General features: G+C 65.2%; 14 protein-coding genes. 5 read left to right on the top strand and 9 right to left on the bottom strand.

Annotation, left to right across the window (positions count from 1 at the left end; translation table 11 throughout):
• Positions 1-14: 14 nt before the first annotated feature.
• Positions 15-1,187 (bottom strand): 4-hydroxybenzoate 3-monooxygenase, encoded by a 1,173-nt coding sequence (pobA, locus tag BRADO_RS11025; RefSeq protein ID WP_041756362.1) that lies wholly within the window; start codon positions 1,185-1,187, stop codon positions 15-17.
• 162 nt (positions 1,188-1,349) lie between these two features.
• Positions 1,350-2,270, bottom strand: a complete 921-nt coding sequence (locus BRADO_RS11020) for a helix-turn-helix domain-containing protein (RefSeq protein ID WP_011925396.1) — start codon at positions 2,268-2,270, stop codon at positions 1,350-1,352.
• Positions 2,271-2,405: 135 nt separating this feature from the next.
• On the opposite strand from BRADO_RS11020, the gene BRADO_RS11015 reads away from it, so the two are divergent.
• Positions 2,406-3,569 carry a cytochrome P450 gene (locus BRADO_RS11015; RefSeq protein WP_011925395.1) on the top strand — a complete coding sequence of 388 codons (1,164 nt, stop codon included), beginning with the start codon at positions 2,406-2,408 and terminating at the stop codon, positions 3,567-3,569.
• 376 nt (positions 3,570-3,945) lie between these two features.
• On the opposite strand, the gene BRADO_RS11010 is transcribed toward BRADO_RS11015, so the two are convergent.
• Positions 3,946-5,064, bottom strand: coding sequence for an NADH:flavin oxidoreductase (locus BRADO_RS11010; RefSeq protein ID WP_011925394.1), 1,119 nt, complete (start codon positions 5,062-5,064; stop codon positions 3,946-3,948).
• Between the two features lie 181 nt (positions 5,065-5,245).
• On the opposite strand from BRADO_RS11010, the gene BRADO_RS11005 reads away from it, so the two are divergent.
• Positions 5,246-5,569: a helix-turn-helix domain-containing protein gene (locus BRADO_RS11005; RefSeq protein ID WP_011925393.1), complete on the top strand. Its 324-nt coding sequence runs from the start codon at positions 5,246-5,248 to the stop codon at positions 5,567-5,569.
• 20 nt (positions 5,570-5,589) lie between these two features.
• Here BRADO_RS11005 and BRADO_RS11000 read toward each other — a convergent pair whose 3' ends face one another.
• Complete coding sequence (locus BRADO_RS11000) at positions 5,590-7,074, bottom strand: AMP nucleosidase (protein WP_011925392.1); 1,485 nt, start codon at positions 7,072-7,074, stop codon at positions 5,590-5,592.
• 257 nt (positions 7,075-7,331) lie between these two features.
• On the opposite strand from BRADO_RS11000, the gene BRADO_RS10995 reads away from it, so the two are divergent.
• From BRADO_RS10995 to BRADO_RS10985, 3 genes are read left to right on the top strand one after another with little or no spacing between them, the layout of a single operon-like run.
• Positions 7,332-8,174, top strand: a complete 843-nt coding sequence (locus tag BRADO_RS10995; RefSeq protein WP_011925391.1) for a shikimate dehydrogenase — start codon at positions 7,332-7,334, stop codon at positions 8,172-8,174.
• A gap of 24 nt (positions 8,175-8,198) precedes the next feature.
• Positions 8,199-9,050 (top strand): amidohydrolase, encoded by an 852-nt coding sequence (locus BRADO_RS10990; RefSeq protein ID WP_011925390.1) that lies wholly within the window; start codon positions 8,199-8,201, stop codon positions 9,048-9,050.
• Between the two features lie 25 nt (positions 9,051-9,075).
• Positions 9,076-10,230: an ABC transporter substrate-binding protein gene (locus BRADO_RS10985; protein WP_041756361.1), complete on the top strand. Its 1,155-nt coding sequence runs from the start codon at positions 9,076-9,078 to the stop codon at positions 10,228-10,230.
• A 71-nt stretch (positions 10,231-10,301) separates the two neighbouring features.
• On the opposite strand, the gene BRADO_RS10980 is transcribed toward BRADO_RS10985, so the two are convergent.
• From BRADO_RS10980 to BRADO_RS10960, 5 genes are read right to left on the bottom strand one after another with little or no spacing between them, the layout of a single operon-like run.
• Positions 10,302-11,261 carry a Gfo/Idh/MocA family oxidoreductase gene (locus tag BRADO_RS10980; RefSeq protein ID WP_011925388.1) on the bottom strand — a complete coding sequence of 320 codons (960 nt, stop codon included), beginning with the start codon at positions 11,259-11,261 and terminating at the stop codon, positions 10,302-10,304.
• Positions 11,262-12,125 (bottom strand): class III extradiol dioxygenase subunit beta, encoded by an 864-nt coding sequence (locus BRADO_RS10975; RefSeq protein ID WP_006609597.1) that lies wholly within the window; start codon positions 12,123-12,125, stop codon positions 11,262-11,264.
• Entirely contained in the window at positions 12,126-12,515 is a 390-nt protein-coding gene (gene ligA, locus BRADO_RS10970) for a protocatechuate 4,5-dioxygenase subunit alpha (protein WP_008965157.1), read from the bottom strand. It lies immediately after the preceding gene.
• A 12-nt stretch (positions 12,516-12,527) separates the two neighbouring features.
• A complete protein-coding gene (locus tag BRADO_RS10965) occupies positions 12,528-13,442 on the bottom strand; it encodes an amidohydrolase family protein (protein ID WP_011925387.1) in 915 nt (304 codons plus the stop codon).
• 8 nt (positions 13,443-13,450) lie between these two features.
• Positions 13,451-14,374, bottom strand: coding sequence for an NAD(P)-dependent oxidoreductase (locus BRADO_RS10960; RefSeq protein ID WP_011925386.1), 924 nt, complete (start codon positions 14,372-14,374; stop codon positions 13,451-13,453).
• Positions 14,375-14,377 lie beyond the last annotated feature (3 nt).

Here is a 14,377-nt window from a genome sequence, read left to right as displayed (position 1 = left end):
TAGCAGATCGATGCCTAATAAGGCAGTCCGACATAGTTTTCCGCAAGCGAACGCTGGGCTGCATCGGAGGAGAACAGATAATCGATCTCGGTGCTCTGCAGCCGGTCCTCATAGGGCAGCCGGTCCGGGAAGCGGTGCAGCAGCGTCGTCAGCCACCAGGAGAAGCGCTGCGCCTTCCAGATGCGCGCCAGAGCGCGCTGCGAATAGCCGTCGATGCCGGAATCGTCGCCCTTCTTGTAGTGATCGAGCAGCCCTTGATAGAGATAATAAATGTCGGACCCGGCCGAGTTCAGCCCGCGCGCACCGGTCGGCGGCACGATGTGGGCGGCGTCGCCGGCGAGGAACAGCCGGCCATAGCGCATCGGCTCGCAGACGAAGCTGCGCAGCGGCGCGATGCTCTTCTCGATCGACGGTCCCGTGATCAGCTTGGCAGCAACCTCTTCGGGCAGGCGGCGCTTCAGCTCCGCCCAGAACGCGTCGTCGCTCCAGTCCTCGACCTTGTCGGTCAGCGGCACCTGGACATAGTAGCGGCTCAGCACCTGCGAGCGCAGCGAGCACAGCGCGAAGCCGCGCTCGTGCTTGGCATAGATCAATTCCGGCGACACCGGCTTGGTCCTGGAGAGCACGCCGAGCCATCCGAACGGATAGACCCGCTCATACTCCTTGATCTTGTCCTGCGGGATCGACTTGCGGCTGACGCCGTGAAAACCGTCGGCGCCAATGATGTAGTCGCAGTCGACGCGGATCACCTCCTCGCCGCTGCGATAGGTGACGTAGGGCCTGTCGGTGGCGATGTCGTGGGGGGTCACGTCGGCCGCGTTGTGCACGACCTTGCCGCCGAGCTTGTCGCGGGCCTCGTAGAGATCTCGGGTCAGCTCAGTCTGGCCGTAGACCATCACCGAGTTGCCGCCGGAATATTTGTGCAGGTCGACACGGTCAAGCTTGCCGTCATGGGCGATGTAGAAGCCGTGATGGATCTCGCCTTCGCGATCCATGCGCTCGCCGCATTGCGCCTCGCGCATCAGCTTGGCGAAACCGTGCTCGAGCACGCCGGCGCGGATGCGGGACAGCACGTAGTCGCGGCTGGATTTTTCGAGGATGATCGTATCGATGCCCTGCAGGTGCAGGAGCTGCGACAGCATCAGGCCGGAGGGGCCGCCACCGATGATGCAGACTTGGACTTTCATGGGCCTCTTCTCCCGGATTCGCGACAACAGGGTTGTTGGCTTTGCTTGTCAGTCGCGAATTTTATCAAGGAGCGTGCCTGCTCACTTGGATGGACGCTGCATTCTCTTGCACTTTTCCAACGTCGCGACGGAACACCGCAGCGGTATCCGGACCCGGCGGGGTCAACGGCCGGAACCGGCGGCCTCGTCGGCCACGCCCATCGCGCGGCGATAGTCACGCGGGCTGGCGCCGGTGTGGCGCTTGAAGAAGCGACAGAAATAGGCGGGATCCTTGAAGCCGAGCTCGAATGCCAGCTTCGACACCGGCGCTGCAATATAAGTCAGCCGTCGGCACGCCTCGCGGGCGAGCCGCGCATGCACGATATCGAGCGCAGACTGTCCGGTCTCCGTCCGCGTCAGCCGGTTCAGCCGCTCCGGCGTCATGCCGAGCTCGTCGGCATAACGGGCGACCGACCAATGATCGCGGTGATGGGCCTCGACCAGCACGATGAAGCGCGTGAACAGATCCGCATGCCCGCTGCCACGCCGTCCGCCCTGCGACAGCCGCGCGCTCTGCTGCGCAAGCCGCCACACGATCGAACGCCCGAGCCAATGCGGCACCGGCGAGGCAGCCGAGTCGGCGGCGCCGAACTCGTCGGCGAGGTCGACGAACAACGCCGCAATGCGGCCCGTCGCCACCGCCTGCGGCTCGAGATGCAGGATCTGCGCTGTTGCAAACAGGTCGCGGAGCGCTTCGCCGGTGGCCGGCACGTCGCCCTCGACCACGGCACGCGGATTGAACGTGAGAACGAAACCGTCGGTCTCCCGCGAGAAGCGGAAGGCATGCACGACACCGGGCGGAATGATCACCGCAACCGGGCCGCTGCAACGCTCGCGGCGTTCGTCCAGGGCGATCTCGGCCGGGCCGGCGGCGACCCACAGGATCTGGTGCAGACCCTGATGCGTATGCGCCTCGATCTCCCAGCGATACAGCTTGCTGCGCACCTGGATCGGCTCGATGTGCAGCATGTCGGGCTGCGCGGCGGAGGCCTCGCCATACAGCGCGAAGGCGGGGATCGACGGTTTGGTGCGAAAGCGTGGCATGAGCGCGATCTAAGCCGGGATGTCGGAAAAGTGCAAGTCTTGACCGGCGTTCGTGTCTTACGCGGCGGCGACGCTCCGCTTAGGATCGTGAAAAGAACAACAACGACCATACTCAATGGAGAGGAGGCCCGACAGATGTTCACATTCGATCCGTATTCGCCGGCGGTCGATGCCGACCCGTTCCCGTTCTACAAGACCTTGCGCGACGAACATCCCTGTTTCTGGAGCCCGCAGGCCCAGGTGTGGATCCTGTCGCGCTACGCCGATGTCGCGGCGGCCGGCACCAACTGGCAGACCTATTCCTCGGCCAAGGGCAACCTGATGACCGAACTGCCGAACCGCGCCGGCGCGACGCTCGGCACCACCGATCCGCCGCGTCACGACCGCCTGCGCGGCCTCGTCCAGCACGCTTTCATGAAGCGCAATCTGGAGAGCCTGTCCGGCCCGATCCGCGACATCGCCCGGGACAGCGCCGAGTCGCTGCGCGGCCAGGAGCGCTTCGACTTCATCGAGGCGTTCTCGTCCAAGTTCACCGTGCGTGTGCTGTTCGCCGCGCTCGGCCTGCCGCTCGGCGACGAGCAGACGGTGCGCGACAAGGCGGTGCTGATGGTGCAGAGCGACCCGGTGAGCCGCGCCAAGGGGCCGCAGCACATTGCCGCCTACAATTGGATGCAGGACTATGCGGCCGGCGTGATCGCCGAGCGCCGCGCCCGGCCGCAGAACGATCTGATCTCGCATTTCAGCATGGCCGAGATCGACGGCGACAAGCTCGACGAGCGCGAGGTGCTGCTGACGACGACCACCCTGATCATGGCCGGCATCGAGTCGCTCGGCGGCTTTATGAGCATGCTGGCCTATAACCTGGCCGATCACCCAGACGCGCGGCGCGCGGTCGTCGCCAATCCCGATCTGCTGACGGATGCGGTCGAAGAGTCGCTGCGCTTCAACACCTCGGCCCAACGCTTCCGACGCTGCCTGCAGAAGGATCTCACCCTGCATGGCCAAACCATGCGCGAAGGCGACTTCGTCTGCCTCGCCTACGGCTCCGCCAATCGCGACGAGCGGCAGTTTCCCAATCCCGATGTCTACGACATCACCCGCAAGCCGCGCGGCCATCTCGGCTTCGGTGGCGGCGTGCATGCGTGCCTCGGCTCCGCGATCGCGCGCATGGCGATCAGGATCGCATTCGACGAGCTGCACAAGGTGGTGCCTGAGTATCGCCGCACCCAGGAGCAACTGCCCTGGATGCCGTCGTCGACTTTCCGCAGCCCGTTATATCTGGAGCTGACGGTGCATTAGGTGCGGGAGTGAGAGTCCCATTGTGCAAGGCGCAGCGAACATAGTTGCCTCTCACCAGACAACAACATCCGCTCCACGTCTTGGCGGGGAAGGACTAACGGGCCGCAATGGCGGTGCACCCTCTCCCCTTGTGGGAGAGGGTGGATCGCATGAGCGCAGCGAATGCGAGCCGGGTGAGGGGTCTCTCTCCGCGAGCTCCCGTGCGGACAGAGACCCCTCACCCGCCTCCGATGCTTTGCATCTCCGGCACCCTCTCCCACAGGGGGAGAGGGTGCACCGACTCCGTGGTTTTTATTCGCATCCAACTAACAACGCAGGCGACCCACGCTCTAGCAGGAGGACGCGAACGGACTTGGTGAAGAAGCCGCGACCCAACTCACACCAGCGCGCCGAGGTCCGCGGCGTTGAAGCCCTTCAGCCCGGCCTTGTCGCCGGCCTTGATCTTGGCGACCCAGTCGGCATCGCTGATCAGCGCGCGGCCGACGGCGATGAGGTCGAACTCGTCCTTCGCCATCCGCTCGAGCAGCGCGTCGAGATCGGCCGAGGTCGACGGCTTGCCGGCGAACGCCGAGAAGAACTCGTCGGACAGCCCGACCGAGCCGACACTGATGGTCGCGGCGCCCGTGATCTTCTTGGCCCAGCCGGCGAAGTTGAGCCCCTTCTCGCCGTCGATCTTCGGGAATTCCGGTTCCCAGAAGCGGCGCTGCGAGCAGTGCAGGATGTCGACGCCGGCGTCGACCAGCGGCTGCAGCCAGTCGCCCATCAGCGCCGGCGTCTCGGCCAGGCGCGTCGCGTAGTCCTGCTGCTTCCACTGGCTGACGCGCAGGATGATCGGGAAGTCGGGACCAACAGCCTTGCGGATCGCGGAGACGATCTCGCCGGCAAACCGCGAGCGCTCCTTGATGGTCGGGCCACCATAGCGGTCCTCGCGCTTGTTGGTGCCGGACCAGAAGAACTCATCGACAAGATAGCCATGGGCGCCGTGGATTTCGACCGTGTCGAAGCCGGTGCGCTTGGCATCGGCCGCAGCCTGCGCGAAGGCGGCAACCGTGTCGGCGATGTCGGTCTCGGTCATGATGTTGCCGCGTGGCTTGCCCGGCGCGACCAGGCCCGACGGGCTCTCGACCGGCGCGTCCGGCTCCCAGCGGCTTATGCCCTTGGTGGAGCCGGTGTGCCAGATCTGCGGCGCGATGCGGCCGCCGGCGGCGTGCACGGCGCTCGCCACGCTCTGCCAGCCGGCCAGCGCGGCCTCGCCGTGGAAGAAGGGAATGTTAGGCTCGTTGCGCGAGGCCGGACGGTTGATCACCGTGCCCTCGGTCAGGATCAGCCCCACGCCGCCTTCGGCGCGGCGGCGGTAATAGGCGGCGTTGGCTTCGCCGGGAACGCCGTTCGGCGCGGCGTTGCGCGTCATCGGCGCCATGACGATGCGGTTCTTCAGCTCCAGCGATTTCAGGCGAAACGGACGAAACAGCACGCTGGTATCGAGATCGGACATTCAGAAGGCTCCCTTGCGTTCGGAACCGCTCCAGTATACTTCGTAAACCTGAAGTCAATGGGGCACCCGAAGTCGCTCAGGTATCCCAAAGGAAACCACCGCCGTGACCGATGCTTCGACGTCCGAGACCGCCCCGCTCCGCTGCAAGCCGCAGCACTTCTCATCGGAATGCCCGAGCCGGGTGCTGATCGACCAGATCGCCGACAAATGGTCGATGATGGTGCTGGCCGTGCTCGACGGCGGCCCACTGCGTTTCAACGCGATCAAGAAGCAACTCGAGGGCGTGACGCAGAAGGCGCTGACGCAATGCCTGCGCCGGCTCGAGCGCAACGGCCTCGTCGCGCGCGAGGTGATCGCGGACTCGCCGGTCGCCGTGCAATACGAGATCACCCCGCTCGGCCGCACCCTGCAGCCGCCGTTCCGGGCGCTCTATGCCTGGACCATCGCCAAGATGCCCGAGGTCGAGCAGGCCCGGCAGGTGTTCGACCAGCGCCGGGGGCGCTGATTCCAGGCGGCCGCGAGCCGCTACTGAAACGCGACCTCGGCGAAGCTGCGCAGCTTGCGCGAATGCAGCCGCTCCGATTCCTGGTGCTTCAGCAATTCCAGCGCCTTCAGGCCGATCTGCAGGTGCTGGCCGACGCGCTGGCGATAGAAATCGCTGGCCATCCCGGCGAGCTTGATCTCGCCATGCAGCGGCTTGTCGGAGACGCAGAGCAAGGTGCCGTAAGGCACGCGGAAGCGATAGCCATTGGCGGCGATGGTCGCCGATTCCATGTCGAGCGCGATAGCGCGCGATTGCGACAGCCGGCGGATCACGGCCGGGCCGGAGATCTCCCAGTTGCGGTTGTCGACGCTGGCGACCGTGCCGGTGCGCATCAGCCGCTTCAACTCGAATCCGGAATACCCGGTCACGGCCTCCACCGCCTCCTCCAGCGCGACCTGCATCTCGGCAAGCGCGGGGATCGGCACCCACGGCGGCAGTTCCTGGTCGAGCACGTGATCCTCGCGGACATAGCCGTGCGCCAGCACGTAGTCGCCGAGCCGCTGCGTGTTGCGCAGGCCCGCGCAGTGCCCGACCATCAGCCAGGCATGCGGCCTGAGCACCGCGATGTGGTCGGTGACGTTGCGCGCGTTCGACGGCCCGGTGCCGATGTTGATCAGCGTGATGCCCTGGTGGCCGTGCTCGACGAGATGGAAGGCCGGCATCTGCGGCGTCCGTGCCGGCGCGGCGCCCGTGGTGCCGCCGCCGAGCCGCGCGCTGGCCGTGATCACGTTGCCGGGCTCGACGAAGGCGTCCGCGCTGCCCTGCCCGGCCGCCAGTTGCTGGCGGCCCCAGTCCGCAAAGGCATCGACGTAGAACTGGTAGTTCGTGAAGATCACGAAATTCTGGAAATGATCGGGATCGGTCCCAGTGTAGTGATAGAGCCGGCGCAGCGAGTAGTCGACGCGCGCGGCGCGAAACAGCGACAGCGGCTCGGGCATGCCCGGCTTGAGCTCCAGCGTGCCATCGGCGATGGCATCGTCCATGGTGGCGAGGTCAGGCGCGTCGAACACGTCGCGCAGCGAGCGCGTCACCAGCGGGCTCTCGTGATGCGGCAGCGCCGTCTCGATATTGATGTCGCGGCGATAGGCGAAATGCACCGGGATCGGCTCGGCGGATTCGCCGATCTCGACAGGCACGCCGTGGTTCTCGATCAACAGCCGGATCTGCTCGGTGAGATAGGAGCGGAACAGATCCGGCCGCGTCACGCTGGTCTCGTGCACGCCGGGTCCCGCGACGAAGCCGTAAGCGAGGCGCGAGTCCAGCCGGGCGTGGCTCGCCGTGGTGAGGCGCACGAACGGATAGGTCGCGCGGATGCGGCTCGCCGGCACGACGCCGTTGGCATAGGCCTCGAAATGAGAGCGCAGGAAGGCAGTGTTGCGCTCGTAGATCTCCTGGAGCCGCGCCACTGCAGCAGCGGCGTCGGTGAAGCTTTCGGTCGCGATAGAGAGCGGAGACTGAATGGTCAATCGAGATCCCTCGTAGCCGGTCGGACGCGGCCTGGAGGCTCGGCGCGACTGTGGTTCGCGATCATAGAAACCTGCCGCCACTTTGCCCAGAGGCAGGGTACTGCGATGCTGCATCCAGTCCACACCATGAAACGATGCGTGCATTGCGAAGGACACTGTGACGGAATGTTTCAATTGCATGGCTGGATCATTGTCCATAAGACGATTTCATATCGGCCGGAACAGGCCGAAATCCCGACGGGAGGCCTTGGCGCAGCATGTCGCAAGCGAACGGATTTGGACTGGCTGGCGTCATCGGCATGCCCGTCGCCCACTCGCGCTCTCCCACGATTCACAATTTCTGGCTGAACGCGCACGGGCTGCGCGGCGTCTATGTCCCGCTGGCGGTGCAGCCGGAGCGGCTCAAGGATGCCCTTGCGGGGCTGGTGGCGCTCGGCTTTCGCGGCTGCAACGTCACCATGCCGCACAAGCAGACGGCGATGCCCCTGCTGCACCGGGTCAATGACACCGCGCGGCGCATCGGCGCCGTCAACACCATCGTCGTCGAGCAGGATGGGACGCTGAGCGGCTTCAACAATGACGGCAATGGCTTCGTTCAGAGCCTCCGCGACGCCAAGCCGGCTTGGCGCGCCGACGAGGGTCCGATCCTGCTGCTCGGCGCCGGCGGCGCGGCGCGCGCGGTGGTCGTCGCACTGCTGGAGAACGGCGCCCGCGAGATCCGCATCAGCAACCGTACTGACGACAAGGCGAAAGCCATCGCCGCGGAGTTTGGCTCCGTCATCAGCACGGTGACTTGGGATCATCGCTCCGGCGCCGTCGCCGATGTCGCGCTGCTGATCAACAGCACTGATCGCGGCATGATCGGCAAGCCCGCGCTGGAGATCGACCTGACGCGGCTGTCCGCGAAGACGCTCGTGGCCGACCTGATCTACACGCCGCTGGAGACGCCCTTCCTGGCGGACGCGCGCGCCCGCGGCTGTACCACCGTCAACGGTCTCGGCCTGCTGCTCAACCAGGCGCGTCTCGCCTTCCAGGCCTGGTTTGGCGTTCTGCCGGACGTCACACCGGAGCTGATCAAGGCCATCCAAGCGACGTTCTGATGCTCAGACAATAACAACCCCGCCATGGCGCTCCCGACAGGACCACGGATCGACTGCCATATCCACGTCATCGATCCCGCGCGCTTTCCCTATGCGGCGGATACACCCTACCGCCCGACCGGAGCAGAAATAGCTCCGGCCGCACATCTGGTGCGCGTGCTCAATGTCTTCGATGTCAGGCACGCGCTGATCGTCGCGACGAACTCCGGCTACGGCTCCGACAGCCGGGTCTTGCTCGACGCACTCCGTCTCGGGAACGGGCGCTTCAAGGGCGTCGCTGTGGTCGAGAAGGATGTCGGGATCAAGGAGTTGGAACGCCTCAAGGCAGCCGGCGTGATCGGCATCGCGTTCAACGTGCCGTTCTACGGCACCCATTACTACCAGGACGCCGCGCCGCTGCTCGAGAAGCTCACCGAGCTCGATCTGTTCCTGCAGGTCCAGGTCGAGCAGGATCAGCTGCTCGACTTGCTGCCGCTGATCGAGCGATCCCGCGTTCGGCTAGTGTTCGATCATTGCGGTCGGCCGGTCGTCGAACACGGCGTCGAGCGTCCCTCGTTCCAGGCGCTGCTCGCGCTCGGTCGCGAACGCGATGCCGTCATCAAGCTCTCGGGCTACTACAAGTTCGCCAAGCAAGCTTGGCCCTACACCGATACTTGGCCCTTCATCGCCGCGCTGGTCGACGCCTTCACACTCGACCGCTGCGTCTGGGGCTCCGACTGGCCGTTCCTGCGCGCGCCCGAGCGACTCGATTACGGGCCGCTGCTGGCGGGAATCTCCGAGATTTTTCCGGATCCGGAGGATCAGCAGCGCCTGCTTTGGAAGACGCCGCGACGATTGCTCGGCTTTGCGGAGGCGCCGCCGGATCGATCGACATAAGCAAAAAAGAAATGGGGAGGACATCATGAGGCATTTGAAATTATTGAGAGGGGTGGCGTTGGCCGCCACGCTCTGGGCAGGCGCGGCGCAAGCCGAAAACACGGTCTACATTCCCGACGTCGTCGAGCTGTCCGGCCCCGGCGCGGTGTCGGGCACCAATTGGCGCGACGGTGTCGCGCTGGCGGTCGACGAGATCAACGCCGCCGGCGGCATTCTCGGCCGGAAGATCGTGACCGAACATCTGGATACGCAGAGCAATCCGGGCGTGTCGCGCGCCCAGGTGCAGAAGGTGCTCGATCGCGAGCCGTACGTGGTGCTGGGGCCGATCTATTCCGGCTCGGTCAAGGTCAACATGGCGCTGACGCAACAGGCGGAGGTGCCGCAGATCGTCGGCGCCGAGGCCGCCGATATCACCACGCAGGGCAATCCCTGGATCTTCCGCACCGCCTTCGGCCAGCAGTTCAGCATGCCGAAGATCGCCAACTATCTGCACGACCAGCTCAAGGTGAAGTCGGTCGCGGTCGTCTGGGTCAACAACGATTTCGGCAAGGGCGGCCGCGACAGCTTCGTCAAGGAGATGAAGGTCCGCGGCATCGAGATCGCGTCCGACCTCTCAACCGAGCAGGGCCAGGTCGATTTCGGCTCCGACGTCATCAAGCTGAAGAACGTCAAGGCCGATGCCGTCTTCGTCTACACCAACGAGGAGGAGAGCGCGCGCTTCCTGATCGAGGCCAAGCGTCAGGGATTGACGGTTCCGCTGTTCGGCGAGACCACGCTCCTGAGCCAGAAGGTCGTCGAGCTCGCGGGCCCCGCCGCCAATGGCGTACGCGGCCACGTCGGCCTGAGCGCGGATGCGCCCGTTCCGGCCATTCAGGCATTTGCGAAGAAGTTCAGCGATCGCTATCGCTATTGGCCGGATCACAACGGCATCAAGGGCTATACCGCGGTCTATCTCGTCAAATACGTGACCGAGATCATCGGCAAGTTCGACGGCCACGCCTTCGGCACGACCATGAAGGGCCTGACGCTGACGCCCGACAAGGCGCCGGGCATGCTGATGGAAGCGAGCTGGGATCAGAACGGCGACATCGACCGCGAGAGCTTCCTGGCGGAGATCGTCGACGGCAAGCAGAAGATCGTGGCGACCTTGCCGAAGCTGAAGCCGTCCAAGGCGCCGTAACATCGGCGCAGCCCGGCTTTCGGCCCGCAGAAGTCCTCCCCGCGCACACCGCGCGCGAGGAGGAGTTGATATCAACCCTTGGCGAGCTGCTCGTCGAGGTCGTGCAGCACCTGGTAGCAGGGCAGCACCTGGGCGACGGACGCATTCGGCTCGCGGCCCTCGCGGATCGCGGCGAAGAACTCGCGGTCCTGCAGCTCGATGCCGTTCATGGAGACGTCGACCTTGGAGACGTCGATCTTCTCTTCCTTGCCGTTCACCAGATCGTCGTAGCGGGCGATGTAGGTGCCGGTGTCGCCGATGTAGCGGAAGAAGGTGCCGAGCGGGCCGTCATTGTTGAACGACAGCGACAAGGTGCAGATCGCGCCATTGGCCGCCTTGAGCTGGATCGACATGTCCATGGCGATGCCGAGCGTCGGGTGGATCGGGCCCTGGATCGCATTGGCCTTCACGATCGGCGAGCCCGCCTGATAGGCGAATAGGTCGACGGTGTGGGCGGCATGGTGCCACAGCAGGTGGTCGGTCCAGCTGCGCGGCTGGCCCAGAGCGTTCATGTTGGTGCGGCGGAAGAAGTAGGTCTGCACATCCATCTGCTGGATGTGGAACTCGCCAGCCTTGATCTTCTTGTGCACGAACTGGTGGCTGGGATTGAAGCGCCGCGTATGACCGCACATCGCGACCAGCCTGGTCTCCTTCTGCAATTCGACGACCTGCTGCGCGTCCTTCAGCGAGTCCGCCAGCGGGATCTCGACCTGCACATGCTTGCCAGCCTTGAGGCAGTCGATCGCCTGCGCCGCGTGCATCTGCGTCGGGGTGCAAAGAATGACGGCGTCGACCTCCGGCAGCTTGAGGCTGTCGGCAAGCTCCGTCGAGACGTGCTTGATGCCGTATTTGTCGGCGACTTCCTTGGTCTGGTCGAAGCGGCGGCCGACCAGCGACACGACCTCGACGCCGTCGATGTTCTTGATGCCGTCGAGATGCTTGATGCCGAAGGCGCCGGCGCCGGCGAGCGCGACCTTGATCGTGTTGGCCATTTAGTTGTTCTCCAGGATCACATGGCCGACCGCGGTGTTGCTGGCCGGCACATGGTAGAAGCGGTGACGCACGGTCGGCGCGTTGCCCTTCTTGGTCTCGTTGACGTCGCTCATGGCGCCGCGCGCGATCAGCCACATCACGAGCTCGATGCCCTCGCTGCCGGCCTCGCGGACGTAGTCGATATGCGGCACCTTGGACAGCCCTTCCGGATCGTTGATCAGCTTGTCCAGGAAGGCGTTGTCCCATTCGCGGTTGATCAGGCCGGCGCGCGGACCCTGCAACTGGTGGCTCATGCCGCCGGTGCCCCAGATCTGCACGTTGAGCGGCTCGTCATAGCTCTCGATCGCCTTGCGGATCGCCTTGCCCAGCATGAAGCAGCGGCGGCCCGACGGCACCGGATACTGCACGACGTTGACGGCGAACGGGATCACCGGACACGGCCAAGCATCGACCTGGCCGAAGATCAGGCTGAGCGGCACGGTGAGGCCGTGGTCGACGTCCATCTTGTTGACGATGGTGAGGTCGAAATCGTCCTGGATCACCGACTGCGCGATATGCGCGGCGAGCTTCGGATGCCCGATCACCTTGGGCACCGGGCGCGGGCCCCAGCCCTCGTCGGCCGGCTGATACTCGGCCGCGGTGCCGATGGCGAACGTCGGGATCATATCCAGGCTGAAGGCGGTCGCGTGGTCGTTGAAGACCAGGAACACGACATCCGGCTTCTGCTCCTTCTCCCACTGCTTGGCGAAGTCATAGCCGGCGAACACCGGCTTCCAATAATCCTCGCCGGTCTTGCCGAGGTCGAGGGCGGCGCCGATCGCCGGAACGTGCGAGGTGAAAACGCTTGCGGAGATTTTTGCCATTTACTTCTTCTCCCCGGTGTAGCGGTTGCCCTCGGGCGAGCGGCCGCCCTTGATCATCATCTCGCGATATTGCTCTTCGGTCATGCCGGTCATGCTGCCGGCCATCTGCTGAAAGCTCTTGCCGTCGGTCGCACCGATCTTGGCGAGAAAGTAGATGTTGCCGCCGAGCGCAATGCAGCGGTTGAGGTCGCGGTCGAGAACCGCCTGCTTCTGCTCCTCGCTCATCGGCCATTCGTCGAGATAGGCGCGCTCATTGGCCTTGAAGCGCGCGCGGTTCTCGGCCTTCATGAGCGACATGCAGAACTGGTTGAGGTGATAGCCCATCCGCGACATGTCGGCGTCGAAGATGGTCGTGCCGGGAACGTCGGTATAGGGTTTGTCGAGCGACATCGCTTGCCTCCTTCAGGATTCTGCGGGCCAGTACAGCCGCATCGGATTGTCGACCAGGAGCTTCTTCTGCAGTTCCTCGGTGACGGCGATATGGGGAATGAAATCGACCAGCAGGCCGTCATCGGGCATGTGGTCCTTCAGGTTCGGATGCGGCCAGTCGGTGCCCCACAGCACGCGATCCGGGAAGGTCTCGACGATGCGCTTCGCGAACGGCACCACGTCGCGATAGGCGTTTGGCTCGCCGTTCAGCGCCGGCGGTCCCTTGACGGAAAGACGCTCGGGGCAGCTCACCTTGGACCAGACGTTGGAGTGCTCGCGCATGAACTTCACGAAGAGCTCGAACTCCGGGCCATCGACCGGCTTGGTCACGTCGGGCCGGCCCATATGGTCGACGACGACGGTGGTCGGCAGCGAGGTGAAGAAGTCCCACAGCTCCGGCAGGTCGACGGCCTCGAAGTAGATCACGACATGCCAGCCGAGCTTGTTGATGCGGTTGGCGATCTCGACCAGTTCGTCCTTCGGCGTGAAGTCGACCAGGCGCTTGACGAAGTTGAAGCGGACGCCGCGCACGCCGGCGTCGTGCATCGCCTTCAGCTCATCATCGGTGACGCTGCGCTTGACGGTCGCGACGCCGCGGGCCTTGCCGTTGGAATGCACGAGCGCATCGACCATCGCGCGATTGTCGGCGCCGTGACAGGTCGCCTGCACGACGACGTTGCGGGCGAAGCCGAGATGGTCGCGCAGCGCGTAGAGCTGGTGCTTGGAGGCGTCGCAGGGCGTGTACTTCCGCTCGGGCGCATAGGGGAATTCGGCGCCGGGGCCGAACACGTGGCAATGCGCATCGACGCTGCCGGCCGGCACCTTGAAGCGCGGCTTCGACGGGCCGTCGTACCAGTCGAGCCATCCCGGGGTCTTCTGGAACTCCATGAGGTTCCCTACTCCTTGGATCTGATCTTGTTGAGAATGCGATCGGCCTCGGTGCGCCAGTCCGGGCAGCGCGCGAAGTCCTTGGTGCCGCGGGTGCCGAACAAGCCGTCGTCGGCGAGATCGGCGACCCAGGCCTGGCGCTCGGCGGTGCCCTCAGCCGACCACGGCGTCAGGCCGATATCGCGCACGGTCTCGGCGACCTCCCTCACCTCCTCGGCGCGGCGGCGGCCATGCTCGATCACGCGCTGGAAGAAATAGGCGCCCTGCTTCTCCCAGTCGATGCCGGGGAAGGTCTCCTTCAGCGAGGCCAGCACGGCATCTTCCACGCCATAGGCGCGCGCGGTGGTGAAGCTCTCGATCACCATCGCCTCGAGGCCCTTGATCATGATGCTGCGGCACATCTTTGTCGCGGAGGCTACGCCGAGCTTGTCGCTGGCAGGCTTTGCGGCAAAGCCGAGATCGTTGAGCAGCGGCGCCAGCTCGCGCGCCCCGGCGCCGCCGAGCAGCAGCGGCACCTTGATGCGATACGGCGGCACCGAGGTCATGACCGCGCCCTCGACATAGCGCCCGCCGGCGCCGTCGATCAGCGCGGCAGCGCGCTGCTTGGCGCCGGGCGAAGCCGAGTTGAAGTCGAGGAACCAGGCGCCCGGCTTGATCGCCGCAGCGCAGGCCTCCGCCACCGCCACGTCCTGGCTCGCCGTGACCGCCGACACGATGAAGTCGGCCTGCGCCGCCAGCTCCGCATGCGACGCGGCCAGCGTCACGCCGATGCTGTCGGCATGCGCGCGCATCGCGTCGCCCCTGATGTCAGCGAGCTTCACATCATAGGCCGAGACATCAACGCCGTCCTTGCGCAGATCCTCGGCGAGGATCTTGCCGACCTCGCCGTAGCCGATCAGCCCGACATGCCACTGGTTGGACGCCGCCGTCATCGC

The sequence above is a fragment of the Bradyrhizobium sp. ORS 278 genome (assembly GCF_000026145.1).
In the GTDB taxonomy this organism is placed as follows: Bacteria; Pseudomonadota; Alphaproteobacteria; order Rhizobiales; family Xanthobacteraceae; genus Bradyrhizobium.
The sequence above is the reverse complement of the archived record's forward strand: the minus strand, read 5'-3'. Positions and strand labels throughout refer to the sequence as shown.

Coding starts and splice junctions, on each gene's coding strand:
- pobA (WP_041756362.1), bottom strand. CDS start 1,187: ATGAAAGTCCAAGTCTGCATCATCGGTGGCGGCCCCTCCGGCCTGATG.
- ligA (WP_008965157.1), bottom strand. CDS start 12,515: ATGTCGCTCGACAAACCCTATACCGACGTTCCCGGCACGACCATCTTC.
- BRADO_RS10985 (WP_041756361.1), top strand. CDS start 9,076: ATGAGGCATTTGAAATTATTGAGAGGGGTGGCGTTGGCCGCCACGCTC.
- BRADO_RS10960 (WP_011925386.1), bottom strand. CDS start 14,374: ATGACGGCGGCGTCCAACCAGTGGCATGTCGGGCTGATCGGCTACGGC.
- BRADO_RS11010 (WP_011925394.1), bottom strand. CDS start 5,064: ATGTCCGATCTCGATACCAGCGTGCTGTTTCGTCCGTTTCGCCTGAAA.
- BRADO_RS10965 (WP_011925387.1), bottom strand. CDS start 13,442: ATGGAGTTCCAGAAGACCCCGGGATGGCTCGACTGGTACGACGGCCCG.
- BRADO_RS10995 (WP_011925391.1), top strand. CDS start 7,332: ATGTCGCAAGCGAACGGATTTGGACTGGCTGGCGTCATCGGCATGCCC.
- BRADO_RS10990 (WP_011925390.1), top strand. CDS start 8,199: ATGGCGCTCCCGACAGGACCACGGATCGACTGCCATATCCACGTCATC.
- BRADO_RS10980 (WP_011925388.1), bottom strand. CDS start 11,261: ATGGCCAACACGATCAAGGTCGCGCTCGCCGGCGCCGGCGCCTTCGGC.
- BRADO_RS11015 (WP_011925395.1), top strand. CDS start 2,406: ATGTTCACATTCGATCCGTATTCGCCGGCGGTCGATGCCGACCCGTTC.
- BRADO_RS11020 (WP_011925396.1), bottom strand. CDS start 2,270: ATGCCACGCTTTCGCACCAAACCGTCGATCCCCGCCTTCGCGCTGTAT.
- BRADO_RS10975 (WP_006609597.1), bottom strand. CDS start 12,125: ATGGCAAAAATCTCCGCAAGCGTTTTCACCTCGCACGTTCCGGCGATC.